9 protein-coding genes are annotated in these 15615 nt (G+C 40.3%); all 9 read right to left on the minus strand.

Annotated features, from left to right (window positions below; translation table 11 throughout):
• Window positions 1-218: 218 nt before the first annotated feature.
• The 9 genes from L1967_RS11775 to fucP all read right to left on the minus strand — a co-directional run bounded on the left by L1967_RS11775 (window position 219) and on the right by fucP (window position 15600).
• On the minus strand, window positions 219-1880 hold the full coding sequence (locus L1967_RS11775; protein ID WP_420856415.1) for a sulfatase family protein: 1662 nt from the start codon (window positions 1878-1880) through the stop codon (window positions 219-221).
• 6 nt (window positions 1881-1886) lie between these two features.
• On the minus strand, window positions 1887-3473 hold the full coding sequence (locus tag L1967_RS11780; protein ID WP_249601825.1) for a sulfatase family protein: 1587 nt from the start codon (window positions 3471-3473) through the stop codon (window positions 1887-1889).
• A gap of 6 nt (window positions 3474-3479) precedes the next feature.
• Complete coding sequence (locus L1967_RS11785) at window positions 3480-4682, minus strand: glycoside hydrolase family 172 protein (RefSeq protein ID WP_249601826.1); 1203 nt, start codon at window positions 4680-4682, stop codon at window positions 3480-3482.
• A gap of 4 nt (window positions 4683-4686) precedes the next feature.
• Window positions 4687-6720, minus strand: coding sequence for a DUF2961 domain-containing protein (locus L1967_RS11790; RefSeq protein WP_249601827.1), 2034 nt, complete (start codon window positions 6718-6720; stop codon window positions 4687-4689).
• Between the two features lie 106 nt (window positions 6721-6826).
• Window positions 6827-8272, minus strand: coding sequence for a RagB/SusD family nutrient uptake outer membrane protein (locus tag L1967_RS11795; RefSeq protein WP_249601828.1), 1446 nt, complete (start codon window positions 8270-8272; stop codon window positions 6827-6829).
• Window positions 8273-8282: 10 nt separating this feature from the next.
• Window positions 8283-11342 carry a SusC/RagA family TonB-linked outer membrane protein gene (locus L1967_RS11800; protein WP_249601829.1) on the minus strand — a complete coding sequence of 1020 codons (3060 nt, stop codon included), beginning with the start codon at window positions 11340-11342 and terminating at the stop codon, window positions 8283-8285.
• A gap of 154 nt (window positions 11343-11496) precedes the next feature.
• Complete coding sequence (locus L1967_RS11805; RefSeq protein ID WP_249601830.1) at window positions 11497-12657, minus strand: glycoside hydrolase family 172 protein; 1161 nt, start codon at window positions 12655-12657, stop codon at window positions 11497-11499.
• 10 nt (window positions 12658-12667) lie between these two features.
• A complete protein-coding gene (locus L1967_RS11810; protein WP_249601831.1) occupies window positions 12668-14305 on the minus strand; it encodes a ribulokinase in 1638 nt (545 codons plus the stop codon).
• Complete coding sequence (fucP, locus tag L1967_RS11815) at window positions 14302-15600, minus strand: L-fucose:H+ symporter permease (protein WP_249601832.1); 1299 nt, start codon at window positions 15598-15600, stop codon at window positions 14302-14304. Before fucP ends, L1967_RS11810 begins: the two co-directional genes overlap by 4 nt.
• Window positions 15601-15615 lie beyond the last annotated feature (15 nt).

Genomic DNA, 15615 nt, shown 5'->3' on the forward strand with positions numbered 1-15615 from the left:
ACCAAATTTTCTGAATCTCTTCACAGTATTTTAAGTACACAAAGTTTAAAAATGGTCATACCCTCTGAAGTTATTCAACATACTTCATATAAATGTGATTATAATTAAAGTCAAGGTTAGTTAATTTATCTGCACGAAACATTTTTCAAAATTATTGCTATAAATTTCAAAATTCTAATAACGCTAATATTATTAATTCTCCAGATAATATAATCTAACTAGTGCTTTCGCATATAATAGCCGGAATCTTTTCCTTTTATCTTTGAAAACATTTCATAAGCACGATCAACCTGCTGGGTTGTAGAATGCTGAAAATCGGCTGTATCTTTATAATTTTTCCTAATGGAATCCAGCTTTTGATGAAGCCTTTTTTGAATCTCAGAATATTTATCAACATTATAAATATTATTTTTTTCTTCAGGATCCTTCTGAATATCATACATTTCCCATTGGTCGATATTATCGTAAAAATGCATAAGCGCATAACGATCGGTCCGTATCCCGTAGTGCTTTTTGACCATGTGGAAAGCTGGGAAATCATAATAATGATAATAGAGCGCCTTCCTAAATTCTTCGTCTGAAACCTCTCCTTCCAAAAGAGGTTTTAAGGAGCGACCCTGAAAGCTTTCAGGAACCGGGGCATTGGCATAATCGAGAAAAGTCTCGGCAAAATCAAGGTTCTGCGTCATCGCATTGATCTTGGAATTAGGTTTTATGCGACCAGGATATTGCATTAAAAGTGGCATTCTGAAAGAGGTTTCATACATAAAACGCTTGTCAAACCAGCCATTTTCACCCAGGTAAAAACCCTGATCAGAAGTATATACAACCAGGGTATTCTCATCCAGTCCGTTTTCATTAAGATAATCCAGGATTTTTCCCACGCCATCGTCCACCGCTTTTACAGTAGCTAAATATTCCTGTAAAAAACGCTGACCTTTCCAGCGTGCAAGTTCTTTTCCTTTTAGATTTGCTTTGTGAAAAGCGTCGTTCTTTATCTGATAGGCGCTGTCCCACCTGGAACGCTGGGCTTCTGTCATGCGGCTGAACTCATTATGCCACGGGTCATGCGCCAGTTCTGGACTTCCTTCTTTTAAAGTCATTTTCAGGTCATAGCCCTCATACATATCTTCATAAATAGTCATCAACTGGTCCTGAGCGGCGATCTGTGTGGAATCAAATTCTTCAAAATACGTCTTGGGTAAAGGAAATTCTGTAGAATCAAATAAATTATAGTAACGCTCGGGTGGCATCCAGTTCCTGTGGGGGGCCTTATGGTGAACCATAAGAAAGAATGGTTTACTCGAATCTTTTTGTTTTTTAATCCAATCAATACTTTTTTCAGTGATCAAATCAGTGGTATAACCCTGAACCCTAGTAGTATCCCCATTGTTGATAAAATCAGGATTATAATAATGGCCTTGATCGTTTAAAATATCGTAGTAATTGAAGCCAGTAGGAATCGTCCCCAAATGCCATTTCCCGATAATTGCCGTATTATACCCATTTTTTCGAAGGACTTTTGGCAAAGTAACCTGGGAACCGTCGAACTGATCCCCATTCATTCGAAAACCATTTTCATTGCTAAATTTCCCGGTAAGGATGGTCGCCCGGCTAGGACCGCAGAGTGAATTGGTACAATAATTCCTTAAAAACAGCGCGCCATCCCGGGCTATCCTGTCAATATTCGGTGTTGGAGCAAGCTTACTAAGCGGATGACCATAGGCACTAATCGCCTGAAATGCATGATCATCGGCCATAATAAAAATAATATTTGGCCGTTCTGAATATTTATTATCTGTTTGCGTATCTCCTTTATTACATGAAACCATAAAGGATAAATAGCTCACTATCCCCAAACCAATAAATATCTTTTTCATTCTAAATTAATTAGCAGGTCTTGTTTGATTAGAATTCTTAATTTTTTCCAACTCTTTCTTCATTTCCTTTACTTTCTCTGGATATTTATTATAAAGATTTTCTGTTTGCCTCAAATCTTCCTTAAGGTTGTAAAGCTGGGCGGGTGCGGCATCAGCTTTGATTTTTCCATTTTCAATATCGCTGTTCTTCTCATTGGTGAAAGTTGTAGCCGAAGCACCTCCAAAATCGTGCATTCCCCGATATTCTGCATTAAAACCTCCGCCGCCCTGGGCCGAAATATACATCCACTCCCCTTTTCTTAAAGCCATATTGCGCAAATCGTTTGGAGCGATCATCATTTCATTCCGAATCTCCTTGCTGGTTTCATCCAGGAAAATAGGCATCACATTATAACTGTCTACCGCTTCTCCTTTCTTCAATTTTCTATTGAAAAGTGATGCGAAAGTGGCGACCATATCTAAATTACTGCTGATCAATTGATCTGAAACCGTATTAGCCTTCACCTTACCGGGCCACCGTATGATAAAAGGAATCCTGTGACCTCCTTCCCAGGCATCAAATTTAAAACCGAACAAATCACCGTTCATATGGTGTCCCATTTTAAAGGCATCCTGCCCTCCACGATTTAACATTCCCCCGTTATCACTGGTCAGTACTACGATCGTATTCTCTCGTAAGCCTTCTTCATCCAGAGTATTCATAACTTCACCTACAAGCCAGTCCAGCTCGGCAATGAAATCTCCATACCTTCCCGCGTCACTTTCACCCAGAAAACGTTTGGCGGGAGTGAACGGGTGGTGAATATTAGTGGTAGCATAATAAAGAAAAAAGGGATCTTCTTTATGACGTTTTATAAATGCTACAGCCGAATCTTTTAGGGTTGTTCCAACCTTTTCATCGATATATAAAGAATGAGCTTTATCGGCACCGCCAATTTTCTGGTCGCCACGATTCCATTTTTCGGGATAAGGGCGTGTATTTGCTTCCTCTCCCCAAACAAAAGGATCGTCCTCTTCAAGACCAACAACCTTATGATCTTGCACATATACAAAAGGTGGATGGCTGTTGAGAACTGGCACCCCGAAATACGAGTCGAACCCCAGTTCTAAAGGTCCGGGTTTCAATTCTTCGTTCCAGTTTACAGGTTTTTTGGTACCAAAACCCAAATGCCACTTCCCCACAATTCCTGTGGCGTATCCCTGTTCTTTGAACAAATCGGCCAAGGTGAATTGATTGGGATTAATCAAAAGAGAATCCCTGTCAAAAATCGCACTGGAAAGATTATTGGCACGCACCGGGTACTCGCCGGTGATCAGAGCATAACGGGACGGCGTACAAACGGCAGATGCGGTGTGAGCATCGGTAAACCTTTTTCCTTGAGAAGCTAATTTATCAATATTTGGCGTCTGCACTTTTGTAGCGCCATAAGCCCCGATATCTCCAAAGCCAAGATCATCTACATAAATAAAAACGACATTAGGCTTTTTTTTATTTGTATTTTGAGCGTTCAGGCTGGTTGCTGGCAGTAATAAAACTGTCAGAACGGCCATTATAAAAGTGTATCTTACTTGCAACATTTTTCCTCTTTTCATTATTTTTTATTTTTTCTGAAGATTTTGTGTACGTGTTTTTACAGTTTGTAAAGCTGGCAAATCGTTCACAGGCTTGTTTAAATAGAAATAAGCCGTCGCCGAAACATCATCGCTGCGATAGAAATTTGTCCAGCCCTGGGGAATATCCTTTTTACTGAAATCGATGGCTCTTTCATTTTCTAAAAGTTTGTAAAACCGATCTTCAGCATCGATGGTGATGGGCTGCAATTCTGCTCCATTTTTCAGGAATTCCCTTACTTTATCCTGAGGTGCACCTCCAATTTGCTGTATGGTTACTTTAATACCTTCGTAGAAATATACAGGATCTGGAATGTGATACCTGTAAAAGGCAAATTTGCCATTTTCGGGATCGGCTATGGAGGAACCCTGGTAGCGTTGGGAATAAGCTCCCTGGCCGTATGCCGTACCCACATAATCTTCAGTTCCCGAGCCTACCAGGCTTGGCGCAGTGGTATCTCCGTCTAAATAAATCTTTACTTCTCCTTCGCCAAACCAGGAATCCTCATACATTTCATCTGTCACCACACCTACATTGGTGCCCAAGAACCGGCCTTTACCCTGAACAGGCGGTAAGATCTGGAAATCTTCTCCTAATTTGGTATTCAATTCACGGTTCCAGTAAGCATGAAAATAAAGTAGTTCCTGAGTTTCATGAGTTTCTTTGGTAATATTCACGTCATAAAAAATCGCCTTCAGGTCCTTATCCGCATCATTGCTGACGGTGATCTTTGCTCCTTCAGCAAAAGGCATGGGTATAAAACATAAAAAAGACCTGCCTTCGGGATCTGCAAAAAGTTCACTTTCAAAAGGCACACGCTGTCCAAGTCCAATTCCAAAGAAATCTCCCAGGGGAACCGAGACGGCTGCTTCTTCCCTATTATCCCAATACATATTGATTCGTAAAGACCGTAACATTTCTGGACTGCGATCATTGATCGTTAACCATATTCTTCTCACGGTGCCGCTTCCCTGCACATCTAACAATGTCACGCTGCCTCCTGCCTTGATTGGATGAAAAGGATGGCCTTTGGCACCCTTATTTTCTAGGGCTCCGGCTCCTTTTTCGGCACCGCTGTTCTCAAAACTGGACCAGCGTGTCTTTGTATTTTCAGGAAGTTCATATAACTCCTGTGAAACCGCATATAACGGCAGTATTAAAAGGATCAATAATCCTATAATTTTCTTCATGATGTTATTTTTTTTCAAATTCCAGATAATCCAGTTTGATGGGCTGTGGATGATCTACTACCTCGCCATTGGCTTCAATTTTCAAGTTCTGAATTCCCGCCTTGAGGTTAATCGTCCCCAGCAAAACCTTTTTGGTAGTGAGCGTATCGCGACTTTTTAAATCGAGACTGCCCAGTTTTTTCTGATTCAGAAAAAGATCAAAATTACCACCTTTATCGGTTTTCACCACATTAGCGTAAATGGTATAGTGGCCAGACTGTGGCCAGGCGAATTGGGCCTGTAGGCTGTTTTCTTTATCTTTCTGCGGAAACCATAGCAGGATCTTATGGCCGCTCACTGTATTGTACAGCTTTTCATTGGCAAAATTTTCAGTGGTTCCCCATCCTCCCGAATTTGAAACGATCTTCATATTCTCCCCTTCCACCACCCGGGTTGAATCCTTTCGGAAAACTTCAAAAGGAATTTCGTAGCCATAACGATCATTCATGGCAACTTCTTCCAAATTATCTTCTCCTCCCGGTTCCAAATACCAATATACAATGGCGGCGTACTGGGTGGGCCACTCATTAGGAAAATATTTTTCAAGATACCCGTGAAAAGATTGCTGAAAAGGGATATTATCAATAATATGCCAGCGATTTACCGGCTGGTAACCCATATTGTCGTTATCCTGTGTCTGGCTGTGGAAAGCACGTTCAAACTCTGATGGGTCGCACCAGGCATAACCAAAATAATCCTCGGTTCCAGTACCGAAAGTAGAAGGAAATGTTTCGCCATCTACAAAGAATTTCTCATCTCCTTCTCCCCACCAGTAATAACCCGGGCCGCCGAGAGAGCAACTGCCCCCTTTGGGATTCCAGACTAACAGGTGTGTTCCCAGAAATCGTCCTCTTCCTTCAGTTTCCAGCAAACGCCAGTCTGGCCAGCGCTCTTTTGGTAAGGGTTTTAGATCACGGTGCCACTTGGCATGAAACCTGCCGTAATTTTCGATATTGTCAGTAAGCTTTTCATGTTTGATTTCTATCTGCAGGTTAACCGGTTCCTGAAATTCGTTCTCAAAGATTAATTCTGCCCCCTTTTCAAAAGGCATATACCAGTAAGAATACATCCAGTCTTTGGTCATTCCCATGGGAAGTGTTTGATATTCATTCCAGCCGGGCGATGTACCAAAGAAATCACCCAGAGGTGACCATACCGCCGATTCTTCACTCCCATCCCATTTTATACTGATACTGGTTTTGCGAAGCAGTTCGGGGAAATTTTTAGCAGTTTTATGCTGAATTTTTATGCGTAATTCGGCAATGGCTCCGGTTCCTTCCAGAACTACCGATTTTTTTTCAGCAGGTTTTAGGGAAACGGTTTTCGAAGTGGTTTTAAAACCCTCTTCGGCATATGGCGACTCTCCCATATTTTGCTTAAAAAAGGAATTTACTTCAGATAAAGCTTTTTGGTGAGAATCTGCCAGTTCAGGATTGAAAACCTCCAGTTTGGTGCCCTCTGGAAAAGTGATGTAATTGAACTGATAATACTGGCCCCAACCCGGTTCTGCAACGATCTTGCAACTTTTATTATAGGTTATTGGAACGTAATTATTGAAACCTTTGGCGTTGGTTTCATAGACCAGTTCGCTAAAATCAAATGCAGGAATACTGGGTTTAAAATAGTCTATAAAAGATTCGTCTATAACCGGCTGTTCTTGGTCATCTATATAGATTTTTACTTTTCCTTTTTTGGGGCTGGCAGACCACATTCTCACAATGGCTCCCGGCCCCTGCATCTCTGCTAGCACCTCATTTTCTCCTTCTTTCCTGATATATTGCGGCCGCAAACCATCAATATTCGCAGCCCAATCTATATAATTCCCTGCCCTGTCAATTTTACTATCCCTATCGTAGCTGGACCACATAGCACTTTTCTCTCCCTTTTTTGGTAAAACTGCTAGTGATTTCATATTCATAAGCCTGTCCACCAAATCTGTATAGGCAAGTTCTTTCTCTTGATGATGATCAACACCACAAGCTGTAAAGAAAGTGATCAATATTAAAAATTTCTGAAATTTTTGACACATAATATTGGAACTGGATTATTAAACGGAAGTTATGATCTATATAATTTCTCTGATCACAACTTCCGAATTTTTCGTTTTAATAGCCCGGGTTTTGTTCTAAATTTGAGTTTTTGTCAATTTCAGACTGCGGTATTGGGAAAAGTACTTGAAAATCTTGTGCCGCCTTACCTCTTGCTAAAGCCTTACTAATAAAAGTGCCCTGCCTGATCAAGTCCTGTCTTCTTAGGGCTTCAGTAAAAAATTCACGCCCTCTTTCAGTAAAAATAAAATCTCTCAATGATGTAGTCCCTGAAAAGTCACTTAGGCTTATTTGTGGAACTCCAGCTGCGATTCTTACCATATTAATTAAATCAATGGTCTCCTGATTTGGCCCCTGTATTTCATTAAGAGCTTCTGCTCTGGTAAGTAAAATATCGGCATACCGCAATAATGGGAAATCATTTCCACTAACGTCTCCAACTCCATTTGGATCCTCAGGATATTTAAAGCTTCTTACATCATCTTGTCCCAAAGTAACAGTTTCACCGGCCAGGTTTTGATATTCAAAAACAAATGAATTAAGTCGTTGATCTTCGTCGCTAAACATATCAATAAATTCAGAACGAGTTTTAAATTGCGCCGCAAAATTCACTTTTGGAGGAAATTGGAATTGATAGCCAGGAGGAGCAGCATGACTTAAATAAGTATTACCTGAATCTCTATTGGGATTATCGGCATAAGGAATAACAAAAATAAATTCATTATCACCCTCATTCTCTAATGCAAAGAGTTGTTCCCTGCTACCTTCAATATAAAGATCATAAACTCCGCTATTGATCACAAGTTGCGCTGTTTCTGCAGCCTGCTGCCATTGTTTATCATTTAAATAGACTTTTGCAAGAAATCCTAAGGCAGCACCGCTTGTTGCCCGACCATATTGCATTTGTGTAGTGGGCAATGAGTTTGCCGCTGTTTGAAATTCATTGATTAAAAAATTTAAGAATTCTTCTTCACCTGCTCTCTCTGGCCTGTCGGTAACAGAAGTCTCACTGTTAATTATTAATGGTGTAGGACCAAACCTGTAATAAAGCTGGTAATAATTCAGAGCTCGTAAAAATCTTGCTTCTCCGATAATTTCCGCCTTTCTATCTTCGTTCATTTCAATTGCCGGAACCTGATCAATCACTACATTGGCCCTATAAATTGCACTATAATTTCTGGTCCATAAAAACTGAAAATAAGGATGGCTTGCGTCAAACTCAAAATCTTCAATTGGTTGAGTTGTTGCGTTAATGGCACCTCCTCTTTCTATCAAAACATCAGTTGTCATTTCCCCAAGTGCGAGGTAATCACGCAAAAGATCTCGATATCCCTGGGAATTGGCATATACCCCATTTAGAAGCGATTCGGCATCCTCGGCGGATGTGTAAAAATTGGAAGGCCCGAGAGAAGAAAAAGTTTCTTCTTCAAGCGCATCACTACATCCTGTTATTATAAAAAGAAGTAGAACAGGAATTAAATATTTGGATTTCATATTTTTCATAATATATATTTTAAATACCTAATTTGATTCCCATAGTAAATGTTCTGGAAACCGGGTAAGCGTTATAATCAACTTTAAGATTGGAATCTCCCAAACTACTTACTTCAGGATTATATCCACTATAGTCAGTAATCGTGAATAAATTCTGGGCAGTAAGATAAACATAGAGGCTATTTAAACCTTTAACTGAAAGCCCAGGAAAATTATAGCCAAAATTTACATTTCTTAAGCGCACATATGAAGCATCTTCAACAACTCGATCATTCAGGGCCCTAGCCAAATTATTGCTGATAAAGGAAGGGTTTTCATTGGTAGGATTATCAGGAGTCCATCTATTCAATACATAATCTTGTCTATTCCGTAGAAAGGAAATAGGATTTTCAGAATCTATTTTAGTGAAATTAAGTAATTCGTTACCGGTGCTTCCATTAAAAAATATGCTGAGATCAAAACCTTTATAGGTGAATGTATTGCTGAGACCAAAATTGAAATTTGGAAAAGGGTCTCCCAAAATGGTCCGATCATCTGGAGTAATTTGACCATCATTGTTTAAATCCTGAAAACGCAAATCTCCAGGACTCGCATTTGGTTGTGCTGATTGCTCAACCTCGCTTTGATTTTGAAAAACACCGTTGGTCCGGTAACCGTAATAACTATTAATTGGAGAGCCTTCCCGAAGTATTGTAAGGTCATTAATAAAACGAATATTACCCTGTAGAATGAATGGTAACTCACCAAGACTGGTAACTTTATTTTGTAAAGTAGAAAAGTTAAGTGAGGTGGACCAGGTAAAATCACCCACCAAATTTTTAGAATCAATTAAAAATTCAAATCCACTATTCTCTGTGTCACCTACATTTTGTAATGATGTGGTAAATCCAGAAGTGGAAGGAATTGGTAGCTGCAATAATAAATCTGAAGTTTTTTTCTTAAAATAATCTAAGGAACCGGTAATACGATTTCGAAGGAAACCATAATCAAGCCCCACATTAAACTGTGCCGTAGATTCCCACTTCAAGTCAGGATTTCCAAGTTGAATTGGTGCTATTCCAACGAATTGCTGACCATTAAATGTAGCATTGCCCGCCGTACCTAAAAGAACTAAAGAATTATAATTCCCAATTGCCTGATTACCGGTAATTCCGTAACTCGTACGGAGCTTTAGGGTAGAAAAAGTGTTTAACCTATCAATAAAATCTTCTTCAGCAAGTTTCCAGCTAAGAGCAACTGATGGAAAATATCCATATTTTTCGTCCTCCCCAAACCTTGAAGAACCATCAACCCGGAAAGAAGCAGTAAGTAAATATTTGTTATTATAAGTATAATTAAGTCGCCCAAGATAAGATAATAACTGATTCTCATTCTTAAAAGATCCTACAGCATACATTTCTCTGTCGCCGGCACTAAGATTATTAGTTTCAAAGGCATCTGTAGGAAAATTTTGACTGCCTGCATTAAAACCTTTATTAACAAAATCCTGATAAGTATAACCGGCTAATATTTCAAGCTGATGTTTCTCCTGAAATGTATTTTGATAGTGAAGCGTTAATTCCAATAAATTCGAATTATTTTCGGTTGCACTAACATTTGCAGCGCCATTTGTTCTTTGTCCTCTTTTGGTAACCTTACTAATATAATTATCAAACCTGGATGTTCTACGATCACTACCTACATTAAGTTTAGCGCTTAAATTATCAACAAACTCGTATTCTACAAATGCATTTCCGAAAGTACGGTTCGTTTCAGAAACATTCGTAATTGTATTAGCCTGTGCTACTGGATTATCTAAATCTAAATTGGAACTTTCGGCGTAACTACCGTCTTCATTATAAACTCTCTGAAGAGGATCGAACTGAATAGCAGTAGCTATAACACCCGCATCAGCATTAATTCCATACACACTTCTTGGCACGCTTTCATCTGCTACAAAACTAGTACTTAAATTAAGCCCGAAGTTAAACTTATCTGTACTATGATCTATGTTTACTCTACCAGTGGTTCTTTTCAAACCCGTGTTGATAACAATACCTTGCTGATCAAAATGACCAAGTGAGACATAATATCCCGTATCTTCTGAACCTCCTGAAAACGAAAGTTGATGATTTTGCAGATAGGCTGTTCTTAAAATCTCGTCCTGCCAGTCAGTTCCTTCTCCAACATTTGCGAGCTGTTCTTCAGTATAAATTGGTTCAAGTCCCTGATCTGCTTGAATACCATTTATAAACGAAACATATTCATCCGCATTTAAGAGATCCAGCGTTTTAGCAGCATTTTGTACTCCAAAATAACCATCGTAATTAATTGAAAACCTACCCGCTTTTCCTTTCTTGGTTGTGATCATCACAACACCATTGGCGCCTCTCGAACCATAAATTGCTGTTGCTGAGGCGTCTTTCAAAATTTCTATAGAGGCAATATCACCGGGGTTGAGAGCATTTAAAGGTGCTCCAGGTAATCCGTCTATAACATATAGCGGTTCATTACCACCTGTTATCGAGTTAGATCCCCTGATCTTGATAGAAAACAAACCTCCTGGTTCAGCATCAGCCTGTGTAATCTGTACACCAGCTGCCCTTCCCTGTATTAATTCATTGATTGAAGTTTGAGCACCTTTGTTAAAATCGTCATCATTCAATGAGGATATCGCACCCGTGATATCACTTTTTTTAGTAGTACCATATCCTACTACCACTACCTGATCCAGTTCATTGGTGCCTTCGGCCATGGTAAAATTGATGGTACTCCTATTTTCTACAGGAATTTCTTGGGTTTCAAAACCAATAAAAGAAGCAACCAGAATATCTCCCGGCTCCGCTTCTATGGAATAGGCTCCATCCATATCAGTGTTGGTTCCATTACTGGTACCTTTTACTATAATTGTTACACCGGGAAGAGGCAAGCCCTGATTGTCTATAACGGTACCGGATATGGTTTCCTGATACAATGGCTTCGTGCCGGCAAATAATGCTGAATTAATCGAGAAAAGCATAAAAACTGCCCCAATGAGTAAATTCAATTTTGATCTGGGTACCGTAAAAATTAGTGTTCCCATTTTGAAATTGTGCTCCATAAGATTCAATTTTAAGAATTAGTTAATCGATTAAATTTATTTTTAAAAAAATAGCGTTAAATTTCATTTTGTTAAAAAGCAGACTACTATTTTATTTAATTACCAAGTTTAATCGTTTAAATTTAAAAAATTATTATTATCTATCTAAAATATTTTAATTTTTTCCGCGTGTTGGGCCACCAGTGTTTATAAGATCTGGGATTCGATCTTCAACTACCGGTAAGCTTGGAAATGGTTTATGCGGCTCTGTTTGATACCAATATCCTACAGTATAATAGTTATCTGAACGGTGATTGGCGTGGCCATGTTCAATGGTTACTTTAATCGACTTATTAAATACAATAGGTGATTCGGAATGAAAACGGTAAACCATCCATTCGGCGCCCCGATCATCACCTCCGTTCAAAGGGTTTCCATATTCGGAATAATTAAAGGTTGGTTTGGCATCTCCAAAAGGATTGATCCCACAGCCTCCATAACACCAGGCGCCCAGATAATAATCTTCAGCACCGGTACCGTGAATCTGTGGTTTTTCGGCTCCGTCTATATACATCATATCATCTCCTTCGCCCCACCAGTCTCCCTGATTCTGAATTAGGCTGTGAGTAACTCCTATAAACTGGCCTTTCCCTTCAGCTTCCATAATCACATAGTTACCATCCCCATCAGCATTTGGTTTGTTATTGATCTTTGGTTGGCCGTTAGCCTCCCAATCATCGGTCCAGCCATCGGTTGGCTGAGCCTGCCTGTACTGGGCATGAAAATAGCCAATATCTTCCGGCAGCGATTGATGTTTTTCCCAATCTATATTATAATAGAAGGCATCGATCTGCCGCTCACCTTCATTGGTAATAGTGATTTTTGCCGATTTTCTGAAAGGCATGGGAAAAGAAGCATTCAGCGCTTTCTGTGAACCAATGGAAAGAAATTTCGAATCGTACATAAAATAACGTCCCAGCCCCAAGCCGAAGAAATCACCAACAGGAGCCTCAACACTAGGGTTTTCTTCCCCATCCCAGTACATTCTCACTACTATCTTTTTTAAGTGATTGGTTTCACCGCTGGCGATAGTGAACCAGATGTGTTTGATGATCCCAGGTCCATTCACCTCCCCGATAGTTCGGGTGTCACCGGGCATGATCTTTTCTTTCCAGTTTCCGTCGTCATTTGCGCCACTTTTATCATAGCTGGAAATACGCATAGACTGGTAATTCCTTAATTCATAAATGGGCTTATCGCCACCTGTTACGCGAGTTTCCTGAGATTGCCCAGAAATTGCTCCTAACAGTAAAATAAAAAGTAATACTTTTCTCATTGTTATAGTTTTAATTAGTTAATTGGTTTTCTAAAAATGCCGCAAGCTCTTTGTAGCGTTCATACCTGGCAGCATAAACGGTTCTTTTTTCTTCGTCTGGCAGATAAACTTTACTGAAACCGAAACCCATTTTTTCCATGGCTTTTGAAACGTCCCCATAGACTCCTGCCACGGTCGCAGCAAACATGGCCGCTCCAAGAGCTGTCGTTTCCTGGGAGGCACTTATCCTGATAGGCATTTCTAGTATATCTGCCATCATCTGCATAATAAATGGTGATTTTTGCGCCACTCCGCCAGATCCAATCACCCCTTCGATATTTACTCCTTCTGTTCTGAAACGTTCAACGATCTGCCGGGCTCCAAAACAGGTACTTTCTGCCAGACTTCTGTAAATTGACGGAGCATCACTTCCGAGATTTAAACCGATAATCCCTGCGGAAAGCAATTGGTTGGCATCAGGAGTTCTTCTTCCGTTGAACCAGTCTACCGCAAGTTCTGTTTCACTTGTAACCGGTATTTTCTCAGCTGCTTTTGACAAACGTTCCAGAATTGCAGATTTGCGATCTTCGGAAGTATGCTCAGCATTTTTCCCATTCCAGCATAATAGATCTGTGAACCAGGAAAAAATATCTCCAAACGCCGATTGCCCTGCTTCCATCCCGATCATTCCCGGGATGATAGAGCCATCAGCCTGTCCACAAATTCCTTTCACCGCGTTTGAGCCAGAATCTACCGGAGAAACCAGCATGTCACAAGTGGAAGTTCCCATAACTTTGCTCAGGTAATTTGGCTGAATACCGGCACCCACGGCACCCATATGAGCATCTAAGGCGCCCACACCCACCATTACATTTTCTGAAAGACCTAATTTATTTGCCCATTCTTCGGTCAGGGTTCCGGAACTTTCATCAGAAGTATGAACTTCAGTATATAAACCTGCAAATCTTTCCAGTAAAGGATCTACCTTTTTCAGAAATGCTGCGGAAGGTAATCCTCCATGTTGTTGTGCCCAAAGAGCCTTATGGCCCGCAGCGCAGGCACTTCTTTTCATAGTTTTCCCCTGCGTCTGGCCGGTTAGCAGGAATGGCATCCAGTCACAATGTTCTACCCAACTGGCGCAAGCCTTTCCTACAGCCTCATCATTTCTTAAAACATAAAGCAGTTTTGCCCAAAACCATTCAGAAGAATAAATACCGCCTGAAAATTTCAAAATTTCGGGAAAATCTTTCTGTGCTATATCATTGATACGCGCTGCTTCAGCAACGGCCGAATGATCTTTCCAAAGGAAGAACATCGCATTAGGATTTTCTTCAAATTCGGATAAAAGACTTAAAGGAATTCCCTCTTCATTCACTGCCACGGGCGTAGAACCTGTGGTATCGATAGAAATTGCTGAAATATTCTTTACCACTTCCGCAGAACAACTGGCAATACAATCTTTCACAACATGATCCAGGCCTTCCAGGTAATCTTTAGGATGTTGCCTGAACTGATTTTTGGAAGGATTGCAAAATTCCATTTTACTCCAGCGAGGATAAGCAAATTCAGAAGAGCTTAAAAAATGGCCATTTTCGGTATCTACCAGTATGGCTCTGACCGAACTGGTTCCAAAATCTACTCCGATCACGTAATTTTTCTTTCCTTTCATGCTCCTGCCACTTTAACTTTCGACTCTTTTTTTTCCAGGTTTTTCTGAATGAAACCATAAACTGCCACCACTACAAAACAAATAAGCGGTACGAAAAATGCCATATTTATACTTTGCGTCGTATCTGAAACCTGTCCCTGAACAGCGGTAAGCACGGCTCCTCCCAAAATGGCCATTATTAAGCCAGATCCTCCAATTTTAGCGTCATTACCCAGTCCCATCATTCCTAAGCCATAAATAGTGGGAAACATTAAAGACATAAAACCCGAGATGCAAACCAGCGCGATCACTCCGGTCATACCACTTCCGTAGATCACAATAAGGGTACTGATGATGCCTAGCGCAGCACTAGTTGTAAGCAATGCCCTGGGAGTAAAATATTTCATAAGACCGGTAAAAACGAAACGGCACAAGGAGAAAAGAATAAGCGAGGCCAGGTAATAAGTCGAAGAATCATCTTCATTCAAACTAAGTTCTTGCATCACGTAGCGAATAGTGAAAGACCAAACGCCAATTTGTGCTCCCATATAGAAGAATTGCGCTATTACTGCCCAGCAATAATTCTTATTCTTCAACAATCTCTTGATACTAGGTCCCAGTTCTACTTTCGCAAAAACTTCCGAAGCTCTGGGCATTTTTGTGAATTTCACCATTAACCAGATGATGACCAAAATAAAGGCCACTCCCACGTAAGGCCCCATGACAGAAGTTAATTCTTCAGATTGTATGGTCTTTAACTGTTCTGCACCCATCTGTGCCCGCTCCTCGGCGCTGGAAAGATTCAGATGGCTCAAAATGAAAATTTTACTCAGTAAAACACCGGTTATGGAACCAATAGGATTAAAAGATTGCGCCAAATTGAGTCTTCTAGTACCGGTTTCTTCAGGCCCCATGGCAATAATGTAGGGATTGGAAGCCGTTTCCAGAATAGAAAGACCTCCCGCTAAAATGAATAAAGCGGCCAGAAAATGGCCATACGCCATGGTAATACTCGCCGGATAGAAAAGTAAAGCTCCTATTATGAATAGTCCCAGGCCGGTCAATACTCCGCTTTTGTAGGAGTATTTCTTAATAAGAACAGCCGCTGGTAAAGCCAGTAAAAAATACGACCCATAAAATGCCAGTTGGATCCATGAGGTCTGAAAGTCAGACATACTCATGATTCGCTTAAAGGCAGCCAGTAGGGTGTCGGTCATATTATTGGCTAATCCCCATAAAAAGAACAGGCTCGTTACCAGTATGAAAGGCCATTTATTTCCCGCTCTGATGAGAGAAACAGAAGCTTTATTTTTCATTTTTACTATTGATTC

It is taken from the genome of Zunongwangia pacifica (assembly GCF_023499215.1).
GTDB classification, from domain to species: domain Bacteria; phylum Bacteroidota; class Bacteroidia; order Flavobacteriales; family Flavobacteriaceae; genus Zunongwangia; species Zunongwangia pacifica.

What these genes read in the sequence shown, in the direction of transcription:
- L1967_RS11775 (WP_420856415.1), bottom strand. Translation starts at nt 1,880, where the DNA reads ATGAAAAAGATATTTATTGGTTTGGGGATAGTGAGCTATTTATCCTTT.
- L1967_RS11780 (WP_249601825.1), bottom strand. Translation starts at nt 3,473, where the DNA reads ATGAAAAGAGGAAAAATGTTGCAAGTAAGATACACTTTTATAATGGCC.
- L1967_RS11785 (WP_249601826.1), bottom strand. Translation starts at nt 4,682, where the DNA reads ATGAAGAAAATTATAGGATTATTGATCCTTTTAATACTGCCGTTATAT.
- L1967_RS11795 (WP_249601828.1), bottom strand. Translation starts at nt 8,272, where the DNA reads ATGAAAAATATGAAATCCAAATATTTAATTCCTGTTCTACTTCTTTTT.
- L1967_RS11800 (WP_249601829.1), bottom strand. Translation starts at nt 11,342, where the DNA reads ATGGAGCACAATTTCAAAATGGGAACACTAATTTTTACGGTACCCAGA.
- L1967_RS11805 (WP_249601830.1), bottom strand. Translation starts at nt 12,657, where the DNA reads ATGAGAAAAGTATTACTTTTTATTTTACTGTTAGGAGCAATTTCTGGG.
- L1967_RS11810 (WP_249601831.1), bottom strand. Translation starts at nt 14,305, where the DNA reads ATGAAAGGAAAGAAAAATTACGTGATCGGAGTAGATTTTGGAACCAGT.
- fucP (WP_249601832.1), bottom strand. Translation starts at nt 15,600, where the DNA reads ATGAAAAATAAAGCTTCTGTTTCTCTCATCAGAGCGGGAAATAAATGG.